Annotated in this window: 19 protein-coding genes and 1 tRNA gene; 11 read left to right on the top strand and 9 right to left on the bottom strand. The window is 40.4% G+C overall.

Annotation, left to right across the window (positions count from 1 at the left end):
• The first annotated feature begins 122 nt into the window (after positions 1 to 122).
• Entirely contained in the window at positions 123 to 779 is a 657-nt protein-coding gene (locus BGP15_RS04045) for a hypothetical protein (protein ID WP_286754191.1), read from the top strand.
• A gap of 226 nt (positions 780 to 1005) precedes the next feature.
• The gene (locus BGP15_RS04040) at positions 1006 to 1833 is read left to right on the top strand and encodes an N-acetylmuramoyl-L-alanine amidase (protein WP_070562547.1); all 828 of its coding nucleotides are present in this window, start codon (positions 1006 to 1008) and stop codon (positions 1831 to 1833) included.
• A gap of 72 nt (positions 1834 to 1905) precedes the next feature.
• Here BGP15_RS04040 and idi read toward each other — a convergent pair whose 3' ends face one another.
• The 7 genes from idi to BGP15_RS04005 all read right to left on the bottom strand — a co-directional run bounded on the left by idi (position 1906) and on the right by BGP15_RS04005 (position 10400).
• The gene (gene idi / locus BGP15_RS04035) at positions 1906 to 2445 is read right to left on the bottom strand and encodes an isopentenyl-diphosphate Delta-isomerase (protein ID WP_286709763.1); all 540 of its coding nucleotides are present in this window, start codon (positions 2443 to 2445) and stop codon (positions 1906 to 1908) included.
• 76 nt (positions 2446 to 2521) lie between these two features.
• On the bottom strand, positions 2522 to 3835 hold the full coding sequence (locus tag BGP15_RS04030; protein ID WP_201639933.1) for a nicotinamide mononucleotide adenylyltransferase: 1314 nt from the start codon (positions 3833 to 3835) through the stop codon (positions 2522 to 2524).
• A gap of 79 nt (positions 3836 to 3914) precedes the next feature.
• A complete protein-coding gene (locus BGP15_RS04025) occupies positions 3915 to 4457 on the bottom strand; it encodes an NUDIX hydrolase (RefSeq protein WP_286768787.1) in 543 nt (180 codons plus the stop codon).
• Complete coding sequence (locus tag BGP15_RS04020) at positions 4457 to 6193, bottom strand: phospho-sugar mutase (RefSeq protein ID WP_286768786.1); 1737 nt, start codon at positions 6191 to 6193, stop codon at positions 4457 to 4459. Before BGP15_RS04020 ends, BGP15_RS04025 begins: the two co-directional genes overlap by 1 nt.
• A 32-nt stretch (positions 6194 to 6225) precedes the next feature.
• Positions 6226 to 6909, bottom strand: coding sequence for a hypothetical protein (locus BGP15_RS04015; RefSeq protein WP_286768785.1), 684 nt, complete (start codon positions 6907 to 6909; stop codon positions 6226 to 6228).
• 17 nt (positions 6910 to 6926) lie between these two features.
• Positions 6927 to 7691 (bottom strand): enoyl-CoA hydratase/isomerase family protein, encoded by a 765-nt coding sequence (locus BGP15_RS04010; protein WP_286768784.1) that lies wholly within the window; start codon positions 7689 to 7691, stop codon positions 6927 to 6929.
• A 36-nt stretch (positions 7692 to 7727) separates the two neighbouring features.
• Positions 7728 to 10400 (bottom strand): carboxypeptidase-like regulatory domain-containing protein, encoded by a 2673-nt coding sequence (locus BGP15_RS04005; RefSeq protein ID WP_286768783.1) that lies wholly within the window; start codon positions 10398 to 10400, stop codon positions 7728 to 7730.
• A 124-nt stretch (positions 10401 to 10524) separates the two neighbouring features.
• Here BGP15_RS04005 and purD point away from each other — a divergent pair, with 124 nt between their 5' ends.
• From purD to BGP15_RS03960, 9 genes are all read left to right on the top strand, one after another.
• Positions 10525 to 11799 carry a phosphoribosylamine--glycine ligase gene (purD, locus tag BGP15_RS04000; RefSeq protein WP_286754185.1) on the top strand — a complete coding sequence of 425 codons (1275 nt, stop codon included), beginning with the start codon at positions 10525 to 10527 and terminating at the stop codon, positions 11797 to 11799.
• An 89-nt stretch (positions 11800 to 11888) separates the two neighbouring features.
• Positions 11889 to 11960, top strand: a tRNA-Glu gene (locus BGP15_RS03995).
• Between the two features lie 765 nt (positions 11961 to 12725).
• On the top strand, positions 12726 to 14183 hold the full coding sequence (locus BGP15_RS03990) for an IPT/TIG domain-containing protein (protein WP_286768782.1): 1458 nt from the start codon (positions 12726 to 12728) through the stop codon (positions 14181 to 14183).
• Between the two features lie 11 nt (positions 14184 to 14194).
• Complete coding sequence (locus BGP15_RS03985; protein WP_286768781.1) at positions 14195 to 17281, top strand: SusC/RagA family TonB-linked outer membrane protein; 3087 nt, start codon at positions 14195 to 14197, stop codon at positions 17279 to 17281.
• 11 nt (positions 17282 to 17292) lie between these two features.
• On the top strand, positions 17293 to 19350 hold the full coding sequence (locus tag BGP15_RS03980) for a RagB/SusD family nutrient uptake outer membrane protein (protein ID WP_286768780.1): 2058 nt from the start codon (positions 17293 to 17295) through the stop codon (positions 19348 to 19350).
• A 15-nt stretch (positions 19351 to 19365) separates the two neighbouring features.
• Positions 19366 to 20349 (top strand): DUF4973 domain-containing protein, encoded by a 984-nt coding sequence (locus BGP15_RS03975; RefSeq protein ID WP_286768779.1) that lies wholly within the window; start codon positions 19366 to 19368, stop codon positions 20347 to 20349.
• A 57-nt stretch (positions 20350 to 20406) separates the two neighbouring features.
• A complete protein-coding gene (locus BGP15_RS03970; RefSeq protein ID WP_286754164.1) occupies positions 20407 to 21153 on the top strand; it encodes an aspartate/glutamate racemase family protein in 747 nt (248 codons plus the stop codon).
• A 99-nt stretch (positions 21154 to 21252) separates the two neighbouring features.
• Positions 21253 to 21966, top strand: a complete 714-nt coding sequence (locus tag BGP15_RS03965) for a pirin family protein (RefSeq protein WP_286768778.1) — start codon at positions 21253 to 21255, stop codon at positions 21964 to 21966.
• A gap of 147 nt (positions 21967 to 22113) precedes the next feature.
• On the top strand, positions 22114 to 22758 hold the full coding sequence (locus BGP15_RS03960) for an MgtC/SapB family protein (RefSeq protein WP_286768777.1): 645 nt from the start codon (positions 22114 to 22116) through the stop codon (positions 22756 to 22758).
• 25 nt (positions 22759 to 22783) lie between these two features.
• Here BGP15_RS03960 and xseB read toward each other — a convergent pair whose 3' ends face one another.
• Together xseB and xseA are read right to left on the bottom strand one after the other, a co-directional pair.
• Positions 22784 to 23005, bottom strand: a complete 222-nt coding sequence (xseB, locus tag BGP15_RS03955) for an exodeoxyribonuclease VII small subunit (protein ID WP_070562394.1) — start codon at positions 23003 to 23005, stop codon at positions 22784 to 22786.
• A gap of 49 nt (positions 23006 to 23054) precedes the next feature.
• The gene (gene xseA / locus BGP15_RS03950) at positions 23055 to 24341 is read right to left on the bottom strand and encodes an exodeoxyribonuclease VII large subunit (protein WP_286768776.1); all 1287 of its coding nucleotides are present in this window, start codon (positions 24339 to 24341) and stop codon (positions 23055 to 23057) included.
• Between the last annotated feature and the right edge of the window lie 126 nt (positions 24342 to 24467).

The raw sequence follows: 24467 nt of genomic DNA, 5'->3' as shown, positions 1-24467 counted from the left end.
GAAAAATAGAATGGAACTCTGGTTAAACTTTACCGGCGAAGGATCGTATACAAACAGATTTTAAAATTTAGATTAATTATATTATTTTGTTCTTTTTGGCGTTTTAATTAAAACTGATAATCATGAAAAGACAATGGAAAGTAATGCCTGTTCTCTTAGGACTGGGCCTTTTGGTCGCGAGCTGCGGCAACAGCAAATCCAGTGAAGGGAGTGAAGATGCTAAGGAGAAAGAGGCTGGGATTTCGGATGTAGTTAAAGGAGTATCCAACTTGGATAACCTGAGTGATGGAGCAAAAAAATTGGAAGACCTTCAAGCCAAACTTAAATCCGAAAAACCATTAAGTTCGGAAGAGTTGAAGGCTTTTTTACCGGAAAGCTTAGATGGTTTAAAAAGAACTTCCTATTCTGGCGGATCCATGTATGGGGCAGAGGTTGTATCTGGAGAGGCGACATATACTGTAGATAACCAAAAGGAAATTAAAGTCAATATTATTGATGGGGCGGGCGAGACAGCTTCGGCAATCGTGGGCTTAGCGCAAATGGGCTTCATGGTAGATTCAGAGAAAATTACAGATACTGAAATAGAAAAAACTGGCGAGTTTGAAGGCAAACGGGCAAAAACAACGGATAGCAAAGGAGTGGAAGGCTCAACGGCGAAAAGTTCCGAAATAAGTTATCTCGAGAAAGATCGCTATTTAATTACCCTTCGGGGAAATGGGTATAGCCTGGACGAGCTAAAAGGTTTTTTGACAAAATTAAACGTCAGCGCACTAAAATAATAAAAACGTAATTATACTATAAAGAAGAAATGCATAGTTGATAGGGAAAAGCTCAAACATTGGTTTGGGCTTTTTTTAAAACTGTATTGTCCCAGTTTAACAACCAACATTGTCCCATATATGCATGAGAAAAGAGCGTTTGGAAAATATCCCGGACAATAAGATGGACTTAATAAATTTGTTTTTATTGGCAAATTTGCCTTAGTTTGTGCTGAAACATTTAAATATGAAGATACTAAAATTTTCCATCAATCTTTGTGTCGCAACGGCATTATTGGCTTCCTGTGCGGGGGGGAAATACGCAAAGACTGAAAAGGTATATAAGAAGCAAGCAAAAGAATTGTCAAAACTCTATAAACAATCGCCTGTTACCGGTCAATTGGAGAAGGTGAATGTCAAAGATCAACAATGGATCGCCTCGATTAATTTCGGTATCCGTAAGCCCAATTTTGTTGTTATTCATCATACAGCACAGGATTCCTTGGGACAGACCATCCGTACATTTCATTCCGCGAAAGCAGGTGTAAGCTCCCATTATGTGGTCGGTCGGGATGGGAAAGTAGTGCAGATGGTCAATGACCTCTATCGTGCGCATCATGCAGGGTTGGGGAAATGGGGCAATGATACGGACCTCAATTCTTCTTCTATTGGCATTGAGCTAGACAATAATGGGACCACTGACCCTTGGACTGATGCACAGATAAATGCCTTGACGCAGTTGCTGGCCTATTTAAAAACGACTTATAGAATTCCGCAGGCAAATTTTATTGGACATATGGATCTGGCACCAACTCGAAAAAACGATCCATCACGTTTTCCTTGGAAAAAACTGGCTGATCAAGGATTCGGTTTTTGGTATGAGGACTATTTAGAGACGCCTCCAGCAGACTTCAACCCGAAAATGGCATTACGTATCATCGGATACGATGTGAGTAACCTGGATGCAGCAATAAAAGCATTTAAGATTCACTACGTTCAGCAGGACGTAAATACAGCGTTCATGGGAGAGAATGACCTTAAGATTCTTTATTCCATCTATAAAAAATTCTTATAGTGCTTCACCAAACGAAAGAAAAAAGATCCTGCTTTTTAAAAGGCAGGATCTTTTTTGTATGGTATATGACCGTTATAATTTGTTTTTATATATACTGAAATACGTATCAAAAGCACGTTCATAGATGAGTTTGAACCAGGGCGTAAACTGCTGGGGTGCCTGTTGTATTGCATCTTGAATTTCCTGCCGATTCAAGTATTTTGTTTCGGCAACTTCTTCTTCGTTAAATTCTGGAGTTCCATTAAATTTTCCAAATAAGACATAATCGAATTCATGCTCCGTAAGTCCGTTGTCAAATTGAGCCTTATAAACGAACGAGAAGGTATCTTGAAGGTCCATTGCTGTAATGCCCAGTTCTTCCATTAAGCGCCTTTTGGCGGCCTCTACGTTAGTTTCTCCCAGACGCTGATGCGAGCAGCAGCTATTGGTCCAAAGTCCGCCACAGTGGTATTTACTTAAAGCTCTTTGTTGCAGCAGTAATTCATCTTGATCATTGAACAAAAATACACTAAAAGCACGGTGCAATAGCCCTTTTTCATGGGCTTCATATTTTTCCATGCTACCAATCATATTGTCATTGCTGTCAACCAGGATTACATTTTCTTGCGTCATAAGGCATAAAAATAAAGATAGCCCAATTTAAGAAAATTGGGCTAGATAATGAATTTAAATTTTACAGACGATTTGCTTATACGGTTTTTACAAATTTCTCGTCGTAATTTTCAATATCGATGATATAGCCGTTTTTAATTAAGAATTCAAACAAAGGTTTGGCTTCTTCAGAAACGGGCATATTGTGCGTCGTAATAATCTTATTTTCTTTTTTCAAGAGATAAGGATATGCATAGAGTTTCACATTTTTGTTGAACATTCCAGAGATATAGGAAAGGAGTTCATTTGTGTATAGCTCTTTATTATAATTATCTGAATTGAAAATGTTCTTTAAATTGTAAACGTTGGTTGCAATTCCAATGTTCTTGGGCTTAAAGTTGCTTATAAACTCTGCTAAATGATTATTTCTTCTAAAGTTGCTAACGATAATATTATTGCCTGTTGCACATAATTCGTCAGCTCTAGAAGCAAATTCCTGAAGGTCCTCACCCGTAATTTCATGCGTGTCTTCCAGGACATTTCCCATCAGCACCTCAATTAATACAATGGTGTCTGCGTCAGTTGCACCCGTATTTTTTTTGAACTGTTCAACGGCAAGATTGAAGAGATCAAAGTTTGGAAGGGATTTCTGACGGTATTTGGTACGAAGTAAAATAATGTTCTTTTTGTACAGATAATCTTTGATTTGTACTGCTTTGCCATCAGGCTGGAATATTGCGGCTTTAGCAAATCCCTTTGCGATCAGGTATAAGTTGATGAGACGTTGGTTGACGTTTTCAAACAGCGGTCCGTTTAATTTAACCAGGTCAATCTCAACGGAACCAACAGAAAGGTTATCGACCAATGATTCGATCATGGTCTGCACATTGTCTGTATAATAATAAGCTGCAAATAACAGGTTAACACCAATGATACCTAAAACTTTTTGTTGTAATTGGTTGTCGCTGTCTAGCAGTCTTACATGGACAATAATATCATTTGTAGGGCCTCCCACTTCATGCTGGAAGCGAAGTCCGATCCAGCCATGAGGTTCATTTGTTTTCGTGAAATTGAGCGTTGTTACGGTATCTGCAAAGGCAAAGAATTTTTTGTTGCAGTATTTATCGCCATGAAGCCGTTGGGTAAGAAGATCGAATTCATGAGAGAGCATTTTCTTTAAACGTGTTCTGCTGACGTAACGACCATCAGCCTCTTCACCATAAATCGCATCACTGAAAGCCATGTCGTAAGCCGACATTGTTTTAGCAATTGTGCCTGATGCTGCTCCTGCGTTGAAAAAGTTACGTGCGACTTCCTGTCCAGCACCGATTTCTGCAAAGGTTCCATAAATCTCTGGGTTTAGATTTATTTTCAGGGCCTTTCGTTTGGTTTCAAAAATTTCTCTTGCCATGACGCAAAGGTACAAAAATCAGCCTGCTAGTGAAAATTAAAAGTATGAGTGAAAAAAACAGAATAAAATTAGGCTTGTTTTATAACAAGCCTAATTTATTAAAAGCATAAAATAGCGCACTCGCATGGAGTGCCTGGTTGAATTTGTTGTCCAGTAGCATCCTTTTCGCTTCTTCAAGCGGTATACGATAGACATCGATTTCCTCATGTTCATCCAATGCCTGTTCCTGAACTTTTTTGCCGCCTGTCATCAGATAAGTATAAGTGATATTGCCACTTGTCGCCGGATTGGCATAAAGTGCGGCGATCTCTTCAATCTGATCAAATTGATAGCCTGTTTCTTCAAGCATTTCACGTACAGCAGCATTTTTAGGATCTTCTCCAGGTTCTGTTGTCCCTGCGGGAATCTCCAATGCAATAATGCCGGCTCCATGGCGGTATTGCTTAATGACCAAAAGCTCGTTCTGCTCAGTGATTCCGATCATATTGACCCAATCTGGATACTCCAGTACGTAATAATGATCATTGATCCGTCCATCCGGAAGCTCACAAGTATCTCTGCGCAGCGTGGCCCAAGGCTCTTTACAGATATATGCAGAGGATAATAGTTTCCACTTTTCCATTAGCCTACAATATCTTTCATCATACGGTCAACCTTCTCTTCCAAAACAGTTTGCACATCGACATAATCTGCCGTATCCGTTAAGTTTTCTTTTACAGAACAGTAAAATTTAATCTTGGGTTCTGTTCCTGAGGGTCTGGCAGAGATCACATCGCCATCTACTGTAATAAATTGCAACACATCAGACTTTGGTAACGAGATTGCTCTTCGCTCCCCTGTACTCATATCTGTGGTTTGGGAAAGTTGGTAGTCCCTGATTTCTTTGACTTTTATTCCTCCCAGTATCGTTGGTAGATTGTGACGTAGGCCATTCATCATGGCTTGAATTTCTTCGGCACCAGCTTTTCCTTTTTTTGTAAGAGAAATGAGCTTTTCTTGATAACAGCCAAATTCTTTGTAGATATCTAACAGGACTTCGTAAACTGTTTTTCCTTTTGTTTTGAAATAGGCGGTCATTTCGGCTAGGAAAGCACAAGAGTTTGGAGCGTCCTTGTCACGCACTAAATCGCCTACTAAGAAACCATAACTTTCTTCTCCGCCCACCAGATATTGTGCTGAATCACCTAAATTGGTAATCAATTCACCGATATATTTGAAGCCAGTAAGGGTTTCATAGTGTTTTACACCATAATGATCTGCGATATCGGCTTGTAAGTTGCTGGTGACGATGGTTTTTACAATATATGGATTCGATCCGAGTTGTTTTAGTTCACTTTTTGCACTGAGGACGTAGTATACCAATAAACTGCCGATCTGATTACCATTGAGCAGTTGAAACTCGCCCTTATTATTTTTTACGGCAATACCTACACGATCGGCATCAGGGTCTGTTGCTAATACAAGATCTGCATCAATTTCTTCTCCTTTTTTCTTTGCTAAGGCCATCGCATCTTCCTCTTCGGGGTTTGGATAGATTACCGTTGGAAAGTTGCCATCAGGTGTGGCTTGTTCAGCAACGACTGAAACATGTTCAAATCCCCAGGCCTCCAGCATTTTAGGGACAATGGTAATTCCAGTTCCATGTATCGGCGAAAAAACAATTTTCAAGTTTTTTTGAGCGAGTACCGCTTCAGGATGAATACTTAATTTTTTATTGGCATCGATATAGAGCTGATCAATTTCATCGCCGACGGGAATGATATTGTGTGTGTTCCCTTCAAATTTAATGTCGTTCACAGCATTGATTGCGTTTACTTCATCGATTACATTTTTATCATGTGGGGCCGTCAGCTGGCACCCATCATTCCAATAAGCCTTATAACCATTGTATTCCTTTGGGTTGTGTGAAGCCGTTAGCATAACACCGCTTTGACAGCCGAAATGGCGGATGGCGAACGACAGCATTGGGGTCGGGCGCAATGCCGTGAACAGATGTACCTTGATGCCGTTGGCTGCAAACACGTTGGCAACCAGCTGGCCAAAAGCCTGCGAATTGTTACGGCTGTCATATGATACCGCTACTTTAATCTCCTGATCTGGGAACTGTTTCTTTAGATAGTTGGCGAATCCTTGAGTTGCTTTGCCGATCGTATACTTATTCATACGATTAGAGCCAAAGCCCATAATGCCTCTTAAACCTCCGGTTCCAAATTCAAGATCCTTGTAAAAAGAATCCGTAAGTTCCGTCTCCTCATTATTGTCGATTAAATCCTGAACTGCTTTTCGAGTTCCTTCATCATAACTTGGGGTTAACCAATCTTCGATTTTCTTTTGTATGTCCTTATCTAAATTTTTCATTATCGTTAAGTTTGGTTAAAATTTACAAAATACTATGCGTCACATCCGGCATAAGCGCGGTCTATGACTGTAATATACCATTTTTCGCCCTCTTTTGTCACATGAAAAACAAAGGGTTCCTCATGCTCATTGGAGGTCATAATGGCTCTATAACTTCTGGATTCTATGTTCCTTAGTCGCTGTAATTCAGTATTACTAATTTTGGCATCAAGAATTTCATTCATGAACTTTGCTGTTTGCGATAGTTCATTAGGGCGGGACTTTTTATCATAATAGAATCCGGATTTATCCCACTTCATCGTACCACAATCAAAAATAGGTAGTTTTCCGGACTTCAAAGGGCCCTTGTACGTTAACTTTTCATAAGAATGATATTCTGGCACAGGTTTAGAAAAATTAAAGCTATTTTGGTGCACATAGGAGTCTAGCGCGCCGGGACGATAGATAATATAAATTCCCAATTTGGGATGTACATAGGAATTTATTGTTTTACTGTCCTGTTCTGCATATGCCTTGGCAAGTTTCTCCAGTACCTTCTCCAGCGTTTCGGAGTTCTCTTTCTTTACTTCCTTTTCAGTCGTGTCACGTTTTTGTAGGGTATCCACAGGAATTGAATCCTGAATGATTTTTACAGCCTTATCCTCTTTTTTGCTATTTCTACAGGAGATCGTGCTAGCAGTGAGACAAATAAGAATAAAGAAAAAGAGATTTCTCATGATGATTTTGTTTAATATTACTTCTTTGAAGTCAAGTTTTCAATGATTGACTTTAAAATAGAGCGTGTTGACGGAAGCCACCATTGTTCGAGGATGCGCTGGATTGTCTCTTCCCTATTCTCGCGCAATTTAAGGATTATTTCCTTTCGGAAGTTCAATTTGGATGTCTGCCATGTCTTTTGGTTGAACTGCGTGATCTGTTTTAATTTTTTTGCTGCGGTATTGAAGAGTATATTAGCGGGAACAATGTCATCTATAAGACCCTGTGTTTTTGCTTCTACAGGAGAAAGCAATTTACCTTCGAGCAAATTCTGATACGCATTCCGTTTTCCGATCCAAAACGCATAAAGCTGAAATATACTTTCAGGGACGATTAGTCCGACAGGAATCTCGTTAAGACCAATCACAAAATTCCCTTCGGCCATAATGCGATAATCGCAGCAGAGCGCCAGTACGCAGCCTCCAGCTGGGCTATGACCAGATATTGCGGCGACTATTGGTTTTGGAAAAGCCGCGAGTAATGATGTCGCTTCCAGGAATAAATTCCAGAATTCCCGAATTTGATCTTCATCGTATTGGAATAAAGTAATTAGATCGAGCCCAGCGCTAAAGAAATTTTCCTTGCCAATCAATATTGCACCATAAATTGCTTCATTTTGCTGGGAAGATTCCAAGGTGTCTATCAGTTCCTTCAATAGCTGAGTGTCGATGGCATTTGACTTCCCCCTGTCGAGGAAAATACTTAAAATATGATCTTCTATTTTGGTTTTAATATGTTCCATAACCTTGTTTCTAAATTTAACGATTTGTTTGCTCTGCTATTGTGGTTTTACCGCTATTAAATATTCGAGATGAGCAATTTTGCCATCCATACTTATTCCCTCAACGGTTAGTTTGTAGGTTCCGGGTTCGTCAGAAGTGAAGAATTCGAAATGTGTTTTCCCATCTTTTGGCGTGATCAGATTCGGTTCCCAGGCGATTGTTGTCCTTAGGTCGTGTGTAAGCTTATTTTGGATTGTTGCATCGTATTGGGGTTTGAAAAAGGTTCGGGGGACATATAGCCCTTTTGGCGTGATGGTTACAATGCCTGTGGGGGTATACGATGAGGAGATGGCATCTCCCGATTTACTGGTAATCACGATAACACCGTTGCCCCCATACATGCCATAAATTGCCGTGTTTCCAATACTACGCAAGACTTCAACACTCGCAATGTCGGCCGTGTTGATCATATCTATTTGTTCGGGTTCAATGTACATTCCATCGAGAACAACTTGCATCGGACTATTCATCGATCTTGTGCTATAAGGGATACCATTTCGAAAAATAACACCATTTAGCCGTCCATTGAGGCATTGAGCAAATGTAGCACAGCCGGATAATTCGTCTGCAGAGATGACTTGATCGGCGTTTCCTGGCCCATTCAGGTTTCTGGAGTTTTTGTCGGCTTTAGTTGTTCTTACCCGATTGACCTGTACCTCCTCCAATCGGATACTTTTTTCTATGATACCAGCCGCTTCCAATTCGCCAAGGAACTGTTGGCTATTTTTCAGTTGTGTAAGCAAGGTGGTATTGATGTCGTTAAGCAACAAGGGTTGATCTTTACTTGCATTAGGTGGCGGGGTGAGCGGGTTGTCGATAACAATATCAACTCTTTTTTTCTCTTTAGGGCCATCGCCTGTCACAATAAACTTGACACTGTCTGCAAATAAAAGTTCGTCAAATGAAAATCGGCCATTATTATCGGTCAGTGTATCTATACTCAGCAACATGTTGCTCGTCGGTATAATTGTTACTTTGGCATTTGGAACGACAGCCTTGCGGGCCGTTTTCTTGATGGTCCCAGCTATGGTAAGTCCTTTTTCAGGAAGGAACGCAGCGGTTGCTGTACTTGTATAATTCTTCCAGTCCAACTTGCGCCAACCTTGAATCAGCATGAGATTGTCCAGTTCTGTCAGTCTGATGTTTGTTAAATCGTCAAAGTAATAATTGGGACGTTCAATAAAGCCACGAAGATCAGATTTCAATAGAAGCTCCGAGACAATAGATGAATAATAGCGGTCAGTCGTAGAATCAACCTTACTGAGGTTTACCACTGATGCAGATAGCGCGGCAAACCTCGTGGTGTCACTATCTTCATACTTAACCGAAAGATCCGCGATCACTTTATCGCGTGTTGTGAAGCTAAGCTTGTTGAGTTCTACGGAGACAGGAAGTAAAGTCGATGTCGTATTGTAGTTAAACACCAGTCTTTCCACAATAGGAATCATTTGGTCTGTTAAGATGGACAACTGTAAAACTCCGGATGGCAGGTTTTTTTTGGGAATATTGAATAGGATCTCCGCTCCGTTTAGTTTCTGCTTGGCGGCATGAAGTACAAGGCCATTGTATTGGGCTATTAGATAAATATCTTTGCCATTGACCAAGTCTGCAGTAGCGGAAAGTTGCGCTGCAATCTTATCCTTTAGTACCGAATTTACCGTTAGAACATATCCGGAATTCTGTACAGGCGGTAATGACGCACTTGTTGAAGATCCATCTTCGAAGAGGGCTGTAGCGACGTATTTTTTTCCCGTCTGTAAGACGAGCGGGATGCTTCCCATTCCCAGTGAATTGGTTTCAAAATCGGCAACTGTTGTTTGATTTTCCTCCACAACTTTTATTTTTGCTTTTTTTCCTAAACCATTAGGGCTAAGGATTTTGAATCCAGTTTTGGATAATATGTTGTTGACTAGTTCGCCACTTTCGGGGAAAATTTGGATGCTATTTTGGTTGTTTGGATCCGGGATGACAAAACTTTTTAGAATACGTCTTTTATCCAGCGAAAGAAATTGTAAAGACAGTGTCCCGCCTTTAAAATCATCTTTCAATTCCAGCGCTATTGTTCCATTATCGTGTGATTTCAGTCGGCCGGATTTCTCTTTATTGTTGTTCGGTTGTAGGGTATAACTGATGTTGTTATTAATCAGCGGGGCTCCCTGAATGGTTTTCAGATTAATCTGGAACATGTTTTCTGTTCCGTTTTTGACCAGTTCACTTTTCGTTATGATATGATCAGATCGACCATTTGTAATGGGGACGACGCGTTCATAGAAATTGGCTACAGAGTCATTTTGCATCCATCGGGTAAATGATCTAACGCGGTAGGAGCCTTCTTCCAAAGTGTCCGGCAGATTGAAGTCGCCTATACTTAGACCGAGTGTAATAGGAATTTTGATACTCTTAATGATCTTATTGGTGGGAGAAATCAATTCTACATTAGCAATTTTACTGATGTTGCTCAAATAATTAAAAGGGGCGGTGGTACAGTAAAGTTTAAACCACATGGTTTCGCCAGCCGAATAATCATTTTTGTCCAAATGGAGATAAATCTTTTCCTTGATGTGCCGTTCATGGTAAGTATCCAGTTTCTGCAAGGTCTGATCGATCTGGGCCGACGCCAGCAAAGCGAATAGCAGGCAGTTTACTAACAGCAGTAATTTAGCGTACATATGACTAATGTTTTATGAAAATTAGAAAATATTTTTCCTTTAATCAATTTATAAATCAAAATATTAGTCTCATTTTAAACGATCTGATACCTTAAAATTAGCATAAAAAAAATATCTTTGTGTTATGAATATCCTAATAATCGGTTCAGGAGGTCGTGAATCTGCCTTCGCCTATAAGTTGTCGAAAAGTCCACGTTTAGATCAATTGTTTATTGCTCCAGGAAATGCTGGAACAGGTGCGTATGGTCAGAATGTAAATATTAAAGTTACCGACTTTGCTGCTATTGCTTCCTTTGTTTTGGAGAATAATGTGCAAATGGTGCTCGTCGGTCCCGAAGAGCCTTTGGTAAAAGGTATTCATGATTATTTTTTAAATCGGGAAGATTTAAAAAATATCCCGGTAATAGGGCCGCAGCAAGAGGGCGCTCAATTGGAGGGCTCAAAAGATTTTTCAAAGCAGTTTATGGATCGCCATGGGGTACCTACTGCCGCTTCAAGATCGTTTGATGCAACATCATTGGAAGATGGATTGACTTACCTTGAAACGCAAAAATTGCCGATTGTGCTTAAGGCTGATGGTTTAGCAGCAGGCAAAGGAGTATTGATCTGTGAGACGCTGGAAGATGCCAAAGCGGAGCTAAAAGCGATGATCGCAGACTCAAAATTCGGAGAAGCTAGCCGGGTTGTGGTTGTTGAAGAATTTTTAAAAGGAATTGAATTGTCTGTTTTTGTTTTGACAGATGGTAATTCATATAAAGTACTTCCTTCTGCAAAAGATTATAAACGTATTGGAGAAGGCGATACAGGCCTAAATACGGGGGGCATGGGATCGATATCTCCGGTTCCTTTTGCAGATGAGACATTTTTGAATAAAGTAGAAGAGCGTATTATCCGGCCGACAGTTGAAGGACTTAAAAAAGATGGCATTCCATATAAAGGATTTATTTTCATCGGTTTGATGAATGTGGAAGGAGAGCCTTATGTCATCGAGTATAATGTTCGTATGGGAGATCCAGAGACTGAATCTGTATTGCCGCGTATTGAATCGGATCTGTTAGATTTGCTGGAAGGTGTTGCACAGGGTAATCTGGAGCAACGTTCCTATACAGTATCTCCTAAAACTGCCGTAACTGTCATGTTGGTTGCGGGAGGTTATCCTGGAGATTATGAGTCGGGAAAAGAGATCGCCAATATTGAAAATGTCAAAGAATCCATCGTATTTCAAGCAGGTACGAAAGAAGTAGATGGTAAGATTGTTACTGCAGGTGGACGTGTAATTGCTGTTACCACATTGCAAGATTCGCTGTTCGAAGCCCTTCAGCAGGCAACTGCAGATGCCGGAAGGATATATTTTGAAGGTAAATACTTCAGAAGAGATATCGGTTTCGACCTTATTTAAAAAATATTTAAAATTATTTTTGGAATACTGATTTTAAGGTCTATATTTGCAACTCCAAAAACAACAATGTTATTGGAGTTGCATTAAAAGGCCCGTTCGTCTAGGGGTTAGGACGCAAGATTTTCATTCTTGAAACAGGGGTTCGATTCCCCTACGGGCTACAAAAGATAAAAACCTGCAAATATTTTGCAGGTTTTTTTGTTTGTATTCGAGAGAACAATATATGATACCGTTTGATTCATAAGATACTAATCGGATATTTCACCTCACAATCGACAATTCTTGAAGACCGGATAATTCCAAAATTAGCCAAAGAGAAGAGTTTTTCACATAACAATACTTTTTTCGAGATAATAGCCAGAGAAAGGTGTATGCGAAAATATGCGTATCCTCTTTATTTTGTGTGATACAAATAAGCATATTATTGAGAAAATTCTATAGTATCAGCATCTTTACAATCCCTAAATTTGAGTAATCAATTATAGAAAGAAAACCTTAGAGAAGCATTTAGAAAATCAAATCAGAAATCATTCGTCCATTTTCTTCGTGAAGAAAAATAATGTAGAACGTTGGAACGTGAACGGATAAGGTCAATAATCTATTGTGTGTATAAAATAGAAAATTAGTAGAAAAGTAATTTTAAAAACCGGAAGACTTTGAAGCGATTGTCCTAGAGTCTTTTTTTTAGCTTAAGAAAGCTAATACCATTTAGCTTTATATAAAAGTAACCAATTATGTGGAAATTAAAACTAATCGTTCGCTCGATGATGAGGCGGGCCTCAATCCGTTCGTCCTAAAAATACCCCCTAAAATAGCTTTTATGCTGACGAAATTTTAATGGATGTATCAGAAGATCAATGAATCTGGGATTCATTGGCGGTTATATGTAATGTTTATAGAATAAATTCTAATCAATTAAAAACCTTATGAGAACTAAACAAATAGCGACTAATAGTTGGTTTCTAAATCGGATGATTTGGCCTATTATGGTGCTTATTTTGGGCTTTGGAAGCTGCAAGAACGACAATCTTGGCAGTATTCCAGAAGGTGTGCCCTTTGATCCGTCGCAACCTGTAGTTGTTTCGGACTTCACTCCAAAAACAGGCGGGATGGGGCAACGGCTTGTGATCTATGGAAAAAACTTTGGAAACGATCCAAAAAATGTTTCCGTCTTTATCGGTGGGAAAAAGGCTGTGGTTATTAATGCTTTGGGGACGTCTCTTTACTGTCTCGTGCCAAAACAGGCTTTCAAAGGTGACATCGAAGTGCGTGTTGGTGGGGAGGCGAGACCTGTCATCGGAAAGGCTGAGTCAAATTTTGATTATGAGCGTAAACTTGTTGTATCAACTCTGGCAGGTTATAGAAACGCTCGCGGCGATGAACCGTGGAAAGATGGGAAGTTTAAAGATGCGGATCAGAATCAGATGGCAAGCGGCTTTTGGCTTTCCTCTTTTATGAAGTTTGATCCATTAAATCCGAAGCATCTGTGGATAACCTTCGATGATAACAATGGACTTTATCTCGTTAATTTTGAGGATAGTACAATTACCAAAAAGCGTTCGGATTTTTCTCGTCCACGTAGTCTTGATTTTTCTTTAGATGGTAATTACATGATTGTGGCTCAGGATCGTGGGGGAGAGAATGATGAATCTACCTTGCTATTTTCACGAGCCAGGAACTTTTTGGATAAAGAGGTCTTGACAAGAAGTAAGCAATGTAATGGGGCATCCGTTCATCCGGTCAATGGTGAAATGTACTTTAATAGTTACGCGAAAGGAGAGTTTTACCGTTTCGACCTGAATCAATATTTCATAGATAAAACGACTAAAGCAGAGTTTCTGTATGTTATTCAGGATCCTGAATGGGAGTATCGGGCGTTGATTCATCCAAGTGGAAATTACGCGTATATTTTGGTCATTAACCAAGGCTATATTATGCGTGCCGATTACAACTGGGAAAAGAAACGCTTTAACCAGCCTTATCTTGTTTGTGGAAAAGTCAGGGAATCGGGATACAAGGATGGTGTCGGATCATCCGCTCGTGTCAATCAGCCTTACCAAGGTGTGTTTGTGAAAAATCAAGCCTATGTAGAAGCAGGTAAGCCAGATCAGTATGACTTTTATTTTACAGACCTTATGAATCATGCCATACGTGTGCTTACACCGGAGGGGGCAGTAACTACTTTTGCTGGTCGTGGCAGTTCAAGCCTAAATGCAAATCCCTATGGTTACGTTAACGGTGATTTGAGAGAAGAAGCAAGATTTGACCGTCCTTCAGGTATCGCTTATAATGAGAAAGAAGGTGCTTTTTATATTGGCGACCGCGAGAATCGACGGATCCGCAAAATAGCATTGGAAGAAATGGATGAAAATAACCAAGACTAACCTGAGAAAAGATGATGAATAAAATATTACTAACATTTATGTTACTTCTGTGTGCCACTTTCGGTGTGTTGGCACAGGATATTTTGGAAGTAACAGGTACCATTTCCGATGCTAAAAATGCGCCTGTTGTTGGAGTCAGCATTTCCATAAAGGATGCTCCTGGGCTCGGGACGACATCAGATAACAAGGGTAACTTTAAGATTAAAGTGGAACGTTACAAGACCCTCGTGTTCTCTTCTGTAGGTTATGTAAAACAAGAAATATTAATAAAGGATAGTCATGCTGTCAATGTGACATTGAAAGAATCAGAGACCAGTGTGCTCGAAGAGGTTGTTGTAACAGGAACTGGTACACAAAAGAGACTCACATCGACGGCGGCAACGAGTAGTGTTGATGTAAACACCATGAAAGGAAATCCAACATCAAGTTTGTCGAATGCATTGGCGGGTAATGTGCCCGGGGTATTTGCAATGGGACAGTCGGGCCAACCTGGAAAAAATATTTCCGAATTCTGGATTCGGGGGATATCCACGTTTGGGGGCGGTTCTTCTGCACTGGTATTGGTGGACAATATCGAACGTGATATTAATGACATAAATATTGAAGATATAGAGACTTTTACGGTGTTAAAGGATGCTGCCGTTACTGCAATCTATGGTTCTCGAGGAGCTAATGGTGTTATATTAATTACCACAAAGCGTGGTAAAGACGGGAAGATCAATATCAATTTCAAAGATGAGAATATCTATAATACCCGCACCATTACGCCTGAATTTGAAGATGGCGTTACGTATGCCAATCTCTTGAACGAAGCGCGCATTACCCGCAATTTCGCACCCATCTATCAACCTGAGGAATTAGAAATATTACGATTGGGATTGGATCCAGATCTTTATCCTAATGTCAATTGGAAGGATCTGTTGCTCAAAGATGGGGCGATGACCTACCGTGCCAATCTGAATATGACCGGCGGCGGATCTACCGCGCGTTATTTTTTGTCCGGGAGTTATATTGATGAAGGCGGAATGTACAAGACGGATGAAACATTGCGGAATGATTACAATACGAATGCAAATTACAAAAGATATAACTATCGGTTGAACACCGATATTAACGTGACCAAAAGCACAGTTCTGAAAATTGGCGTTGCAGGCTCCCTCAATAAAAGGAATAGCCCGGGTTTGGGAGATAATGATTTCTGGGGGGTATTATTTGGCTATTCACCAATTCGTACTCCTGTTATATACTCAAATGGTTATGTTCCAGCAATTGGTACAGGAAATCAGACAAACCCTTGGGTTGTCGCTACACAGACAGGGTATAATGAGAATTGGCAAAACAAAATACAGACAAACATTTCTATTGAGCAAAATTTTGATTTTATAACCAAAGGATTGCGGTTTAGGGGAATTATTGGTTATGATACCAACAATGATAATAGTATTTCCCGTCGTAAATGGCCTGAACAGTGGCGGGCAGAACGTGCACGTGATGAAAATGGAAATTTGGTATTTACGCATATTTCCGATCCGCATGAATTGTATCAGTCGAGTACTGCCAGTGGTGAACGCCGCGAATTTTATGACATGATGTTCAATTATGACCGTAGTATTGGTGATCATAATATTGGTGCAGTTGCCCGCTTTACGCGTGATGCCCTTATTCGGACGGTCGATCTTGGCGATGACATTAAAAATGGAATTGCAAGAAGAAATCAGGGTCTCGCGGGACGACTGACCTATAATTGGAAATCGCGTTATATAGCTGATTTTAATTTTGGGTATAACGGCTCAGAAAACTTTGCACCAGGAAAACAGTATGGATTTTTTCCGGCTTTTTCAGCAGCCTGGAATATCGGAGAGGAGCCTTTTGTGAAAAATAATATATCCTGGTTGAATATGTTCAAGGTTCGTTATTCTTGGGGAAGGGTTGGTAATGATCAGTTGGCTGGCGGGGTAAGATTCCCGTACCTATATACCATCGGAGAAATCGCAAACAATGGTTATCAATGGGCCGATTATGGATTCGACCGTTATTTCAATGGAATGCAGTATACACAGGTCGCTTCACCAAATGTCACTTGGGAAATGGCCACAAAAAGAAATTTAGGCTTCGACGTTGCCCTACTTAAAGATAAGATTGTTGCGAATTTGGACTTCTTCAATGAGGAACGGACAGGGATTTATATGGCAAGAAAACACCTGCCAATTATGGTTGGACTAGGGAGTGTGCCAAGTGCAAATGTAGGGGCTGTAAAATCTGAAGGTTTTGATGGGCGTCTTGAATATAGGCAAAAGATTGGCGAAGTGAATGTGACTGCACGCAGCAATGTTACGTTCAGTAAGAATACAATCACGGAGATCGATGAAGAAAATAATGTATACGGTTATCAAAATCAGAAAGGCTATCGGGTGGATCAGGCGAAGGGCCTTATAGCATTAGGGTTGTTTAAAGATTATGATGATATACGGAATAGTCCGAAACAAACCTTCGGAACCTACCAGCCTGGGGATATCAAATATAAAGATGTCAACGGTGACGGTATTATAGACGACGGTGACCGTGTAGCGATAGGGGCTACGCGGCGGCCAAATCTTGTTTATGGTATTGGTACATCTGTGAGCTGGAAGAATTTGGATATCAGCGTTCATTTCCAGGGCGCCGGAAAATCGACGTTCTTTACCTATGGAAAGACAGTGTATGCATTTAGTGAGGGTGAATGGGGGCAAGTGTTGAAGGGCGTGATGGGCGATAACCGTTGGATATCGGCAGACCTATCTGGTGACCCCTCAACAGAAAACCCCAATGCCTCTTATCCAAGACTGAGTTATGGTGAGAATCCGAATAATTTTAGAGAGTCAACCTTTTGGCTCCGTAATGGCCAATATATCCGTCTCAAGACATTAGATATAGGTTACACCTTGCCAAAAGAACTTACCAACAGAATAAAAACCAATAGCATTCGTATTTTCTTGGTTGGAAGTAATCTGCTAACCTGGTCGAAATTCAAGCTTTGGGATCCTGAGCTGGCATCTCCACGAGGAGAAGATTATCCCTTGCCTAAATCGTTTACGTTTGGCATCAATGTCAACCTATAAAACTTATTAAGATGCAAAGAAAGAAACTAAATATAGCCATGTTGCTTGTATTGGGAATATGTATATTCTCATCCTGCAAAAAAGATTACTTAAAGTCCGATCAATATTTCAAGGATCGTCTTACCATAGAGAAGACATTTAAAAGTAAGGTGTACTCGGAGCAATGGTTGGCCGAAGTATTTCAGCAGTTTATTGGTGAGAATGCGGATGTAGCGAGTAAAGGCTTAACGCCGCATTGTTTTGCGGATGATATGTACTATGGTGATCGGGATAAAGTATACGATCCATCGAAAAATGAGTTGTCCTACAATATGTTCAAGATGGGAGAATATACGGAAGCAGATAAACAAGGTACATGGACGCAATGCTATTTTGGCATTCGTAATGCTTCGACTTTTATTCAGAACATATATATGAATACCGAAATGTCTGTAGCTGAAATTTCAGACTATCGCGGACAGGCACGTTTTGCAAGAGCTTATCTTTACTGGTTATTGCTACGGAAATACGGTCCGGTTCCATTATTGCCCAATGAAGGGTTGGATTATACGGATAGTTATTACGATCTGGCTATTCCGCGAAGCACTTATGAGGAATGTGCAACTTATATTAGCGATGAGTTGTTACAGGCTGCTAAAGAAATGGAATCCTTAGGTATGAAGCGCGGGCAGGACGGTTCGGCACGGCCAACTGTTGGTGCTGCATTGGCAGCACGTGCGAAAGTACTGCTCTATGCGGCAAGTCCGTTAGCCAATGGTAATAATTCCGGCTATGCGGCACTATTGGTAGACAAACAAGGAAAACGATTGTTGTCTGTTGACTTCAAAGAAGAAAAATGGGCGAAGGCGGCGGCGGCGGCCCGGGATGTGATGGAATTGGGAATATACAAACTTTATACAGCACCTTTTCAGGAAACAGGGGATGATGCGACAGTCAAACCACCTGAGGATCATAATTTTTCAGATAAAAACTGGCCTGAGGGATGGGCAAATATTGATCCAACGAAATCATACGCACAGGTCTTTGACGGTACCTTGTCCGCCTCAGGTAACCCTGAGCTGATATTTACACGTGGCAGCAATCAGCCCAATGAAGGAATTGACCAAATGGTTATTCATCAATTACCGCGCTCTGCAACAGGATGGAATACACATGGATTAACACAGAAACTGGTCGACGCCTATTATATGAATGATGGGACAGATGTACCAGGTAAGGATAAAGAAATAGGACGCGGTAATGGTTCGAATAGAAGTACAGGTTATGTTACTCAGGACGATTATAATGCAAAAAAATACAGGCCATTACGTGCCGGAGTTTCTTTACAATATGCAAATCGTGAGCCGAGATTTTATGCTTCAGTAGCTTACAGTGGTAGTTTCTGGACCCTGCTGAATGAGACAAAAGAGGAAAATCGAAATAAGCAGATCTTTTATTATAGTGCAGACCCGAAAGGCAATGGATTTAACTCTGCCAATGGATATTGGTTACGTACGGGTTTTGGGGTTAAAAAGTTTGTTCATCCAAGTGATACTTATGAAGGTGGTGTTGCATCTCGTGTGGTCCCCAAAGCAGAACCCGCTATTCGTTATGCCGATATACTACTGATGTATGCCGAAGCATTAAATGAATTAAGTGGCTCTTTTACGATTCCTTCTTGGCGTGGGGGAAGTTATACCATAAGTCGTGATATTGCTGAAATTAAGAAAGGTATTCAGCCCGTTCGCATTAGAGGTGGAGTTCCTGATTTTTCGGCGAGTATATATGGAAGTAAGGATGATTTACGTAAGTCAATAAAACGTGAACGTTTTATTGAGTTGATGGGCGAGGGGCAACGTTATTACGATTTACGTCGCTGGATGGACGCTCCAGTGGAAGAGGCTCTCCCAGTTTATGGCTGTAATGTACTAATGAATGAAAAGGAACGCGATCTTTTTTATCAACCCGTTGCAATCTGGACATTGAAAACGACCTTTGCAGATAAAATGTGGTTTTGGCCAATTAGTCATACAGAGCTAAAACGCAATAAAAATTTAACACAAAACCCTGGTTGGACTTATAATGATTAATCAACTATGCAATTTATGAAAAAGTCATCTATACAGCTTTTGTTCCTGATGGTATTATGCATATGCTATGCATGCAACGATGAATGGAAAGAGGAACAATTTGAACAGTACATTTCATTTAAGGCCCCTTTGGAAAATGAGGGGGTCGCAAATATTTATGTCCGGTATAAAGAGGGGCAAAAAACGACATTTCTACAGCCATTGGAGGTGAGTGGTTCAACCGCAAATAATACGGATCTTTCAGTACGTATTGCGGTGGATCCCGATACCTTGGGCATATTGAATTATGAACGTTTCCAGACCAGGCAAGATTTCTATTACAAACAGCTAACTAATACGTATTTTTCTATCCCTGAGACCGTGAATATAAAGTCGGGGGAGAACACCGCATTAATGGCTATCGATTTTTCGCTCAAAGGAATAGATATGGCCGAAAAATGGGTTCTTCCACTGACTATTTTGGAGGATCCGGCGGGTAAATACAAAATAAACCCTAGGAAATATTATAAGAAAGCATTGCTGCGTGTCAATCCTTTCAATAATTATTCAGGAACTTACAGCGGTACAGCCTTAAAAGTCGTGATGGATGGGCATGAAAGTGAAACTCCGATTGTAAAGAGTCAAATAAGAAGCTATGTAGTCGATGAAAATACAATTTTCTTTTATGCAGGGAACATTGATGAAGATCGCAAAGACAGGAAGAATTATAAGGTCTTTGCAACGTTTAATGAAACTGGAGGTGTTACATTTCGGGCTGAAAATCCAAATATGAAATTTTCTGTTAAAAAAGATGCCAGTTATACTGTTTCGGAGCAGATGGATGCTGTACGTCCTTACCTCTTGCATCGTTATATTACGGTAAATAATGTGGATTATGAGTTTACGGATTATACCTTGGTTTCTACGACAGCCATTAAGTTTAAGGTTTCGGGGTCTTTGATCTTGGAGCGGCAATTAAATACACAGATTCCTGACGAAGATCAGTCCATAGAATGGTAATTTCTACAAACCATTTTTAGGACTATTGGTTATATCTATGATATAAAAATAGTTTTTATGATTGGAATAGTAGGCGGACTAGGCCCTTATGGAGGCTTAGATATTACGAAGAAAATTATAGATGAGACGGCGGCAAGGTCCGATCAGGAACACTTGCCGCTCTTGTTATTCTCATGTCCAAACTTGATCCCTGATCGTACGGCGCATTTATTGGATAAATCCAATGTTAATCCCGGTAAGGCTATTGCCGCAATTTTAAGACAACTTGAAACGGCTGGAGCGACCATAGCCGCGATTCCGTCCAATACGGCACATGCAGAACCTATTTTTTCGGTTGTTCAAGATGAAATGGCGCGTATGGGGAGTGGGTTAAAACTATTGCATATCGTTCATGAAACGGTTCGGTTTGTAGAGGAAAATTATCCCGACACGACAGTAGGCATTTTATCTACTGCAGGAGAACAGATCTGTAGTTTATATCGGGAAGCATTTATCCGAAAAGGTTTCGTTGTTATTGAGCCTGAAGGAACACAGCAAGAGAAGGTAAATAATGCAATCTATGATGAAGACTATGGAATAAAGGCCCAACCGGTACCGATTGCGAATAAAGCAAGAGAGGATCTATTGTTGGTCATGGACGACCTGAAAAAGAAAGGCGCACAGGTCATTATTTTGGGTTGTGCAGAATTGCCTTTGGCTATTCCCGAACGGGATCACAATGGGATGATTCTCATAGACCCGAATAGAATTCTTGCTCGTGCACTTGTTCATTCGTTTGCTCCGGATAAATTAAAAGCGCTGTAGCAATGTCTTTTGACAAATTGGCAGATTTTGGTTTCATATTGCCGTTGGTATGGGTTTTGCCTCCTGATAGCGAGAAGCTTATGCAGTAAGGAGGACAACATGCAAAAGATAATACATCGGGAAAATGACCGTGGTCACGTCGATTTTGGCTGGTTGAAAAGTGCACATTCATTCAGTTTTGGACAGTATCTTGATCCCGAAATAATGAATTTTGGTGCATTGCGGGTATTGAATGACGATCAGGTAGAGGGCGGACAAGGTTTTGATCGGCATGGTCACCACAATATGGAAATTGTTAGTATACCACTCGAAGGGACACTTATACACCAGGATAGTCTAGGCAATGGCCGTACGATTCAAACAGGAGAAGTGCAGATCATGTCTGCAGGTACAGGTGTGCAGCATGCCGAGTTTAATAGCAATCAGAAGGATCTTGTTAAATTTTTACAAATTTGGGTAATCCCCAACGAAATAGGGTTGGAGCCCAGATACGATCAGAAATCCTACCTTCAACTGGATCGGCACAATAAATTTGCAACGATTGTTTCACCGGATAAAATGGATCACCATGCTGTACATATACATCAGGATGCCTATTTTAACTTGGGAGACCTAGAGGCAGGTAAAAAGATAGAATATACTGTTCATTCTGAGCAAAATGGACTTTATCTTTTTGTTTTGGAAGGAAAGATCGCTGTAGCAAATGAAATGCTTTCAAGAAGGGATGCCATTGGTTTATACGAAACAGAAAAAATAAGCATTGAGGCTTACTATGATGCATCATTGCTGCTAATTGAAGTGCCGATGTATTAGGTCGATGAAAATGAAGCTTACTATGATATATCGTTATTGCTGATTAAAGTTCCGATGTATTGGATCGATAAAGAGTTATTCTTGAATAGGGAGGTCATTTGATAGATTCCCTATTTTTCTTAAATTGGATGAAGAAGACATAAACTCATGGATAACCTATTTCAACCTTTCGAAACGCGAGACGTTTTGCTTATTATGTTATCAGTCTTAATAGGCCTGCTGATCGGGATTGAACGTGAATATCGCAATAAGTCTGCGGGTTTGAGGACGTTTATATTGGTGAGCTTTGGATCTTGTCTTTTTACGATTCTTTCGTTAAAAATTGGCTTGGCAAATCCAGATCGATTAGCCGCAAATATTATTACGGGTATCGGTTTCCTAGGTGCAGGCGTGATTTTCAAAGAAGACAATAAAGTAAGTGGTATAACGACCGCTACGACAATTTGGGCTACAGCTTCTTTAGGTATGTGTGTTGGTGCCGGATATATATTTTTAGCTTTTATTGGTGTGGGCTTGGTTCTGATGATATTAGCGCTGCTAACTTATCTACAAACCTATATTGACAATTATCACAAGATAAAAGACTATGAACTGCAGACCTTATCTGAGGCAGATTTTGAACATACGGAACAGTTAATCCGAAGTATGGGCTTTAAAGCTGTCGTCATAAGTCAACGGTATAACGAAGAAAGTTTGAATACCGTATGGCGATTGACGGGGAATGTTAACCAGCATAGAGCGCTTGTAGCAACCCTGCGGCGTGATAGGCAGGTGGTGGCCTATCAATATTAAGGAATTACGATATTGTTTGCTTTATTTATTCATCATCATCCGTTTCCTGAGTCGGGGTTATCTGCTGTAATAAACTGTTTACTTCGTCCTCCGTCGCTGTTAACTTGGCTTTGCAGACTTGAATGAGGTCGGAAGCCCTCTTGATTTTTCCCGCGAGCTCATCAATGTTTGTTGTGCCATTTTCTATTTCCCTCACGATAGTTTGTAACTCGTTAAAGGCATCTGTGTAGGTATAATTCTGTCCCATTATGCTATGCTTGATATGCTTTCTTTAAATTTTGTATGGCGATGCCAAATTAAGTATTGTTCTCATCTAGGTCTTCCTTCGGAGATTTATCTGTCACAGTACTGGTAAGCTCTCCATATTCGAGTATCGTCTGTATTACATCGCCGGGAGATACTTGTGTCACCGACTGCAGTAGTTTTCCGTTAACCTTAGTAATTGAAAAACCTTGTTTCAATAGTCTAATTGGATCAGATAGCTGAATAATTCGTTCGGTATGAGCCAGTGCCGTTTTGTGCTCATAAAAGCGCAATTTTAACAAGGCGTTAAGATCATGTTGAAATTGCTGGATGGCCGCCCTCGAGGTCTGAATTTCTCTCTTTCCGATCCATTGTATATGCGTTGCCAGTTGAGATAAGATATTGTGCTCTTCTTTAAATCGGGTAAGAATGAGCTGCTGTATACGCTCTGCAGCCCGATCGACTGGAATAGCAAAATTATGAAACTTCTGAATCAGAAAATCGGCCAGCTCACTGGGCGTAATCGCGTTTTTATAGGCTACCATTTCGCTAACTGTATAATTCGTCGAATGCCCAATACCCGTCAATACGGGGATGGGAAATATAGCGATAGCACGAGCTAGCAAGTAGTTGTTATAACTGGAAAGACCAACCTCACCGCCTCCACCACGGATGATGGCGACCACATCGTACCTGTCTATTTTTTCAGCAATAATGGCAAGTTGATTTATAATAGAAGGTACTGACTTGTCTCCTTGTAACAATGCAGGGAAGAGCGTGGATTCGATGCGGTAACCCCAAGGGTTTTGATTAATAATCTTGTAAAAATCAGAAAGCCCCTTACTTGTTTCTACTGAAATAATTGCCAATCTTTTGGGAACCACAGGAAACTCCAGTAATTTATTAGACTCATATATGCCCTCTGCTTTCAGCTTTCGAATACTGTCTAACTTCTCCTTTTCAAGTTCACCTAAGGTAAAAGTCGGATCAATATCAACAATGCGCAAGCTTAACCCATACATGGGATCATAGGAAATACTTGCCTGAAATAACATCGTGATCCCTTCTCGTAAAGGTTCTTGCGCGACTTTAAGAAAATTGTTGTTGATACGATTGTAATCAGCTTTCCATAGGATCGACCGAATTTCAGCGACAATTTTTCCATCCTGTTTTTCTACCAGTTCAGGATAACAGTGGCCAGAATGCGTATAATGATTGAGCTTGTTCATTTCAGCTTTGATCCAGTACAAACTCTTATACCGCTCTGCAAGTGTCTTTTGGATACTGCGGCTGACTTCCAGCAAGGAAAATATCGTTTTATCTTGAATCAATTCTGGCATTAGTCAAACTTACAGAAAAAACCTTCATGATGCAATTGGGGGCAATGCCAATTCAGGTTTCAGGAACGTCGCTGCGTTTAGCCTGAAGAGGATGGCAAATAATAATACATCAATTTAGAAATGCGC

Source organism: Sphingobacterium sp. 40-24 (assembly GCF_001899705.1).
Classification (GTDB): Bacteria; Bacteroidota; Bacteroidia; order Sphingobacteriales; family Sphingobacteriaceae; genus Sphingobacterium; species Sphingobacterium multivorum.
This window is presented reverse-complemented; position numbering and strand designations above follow the sequence as displayed.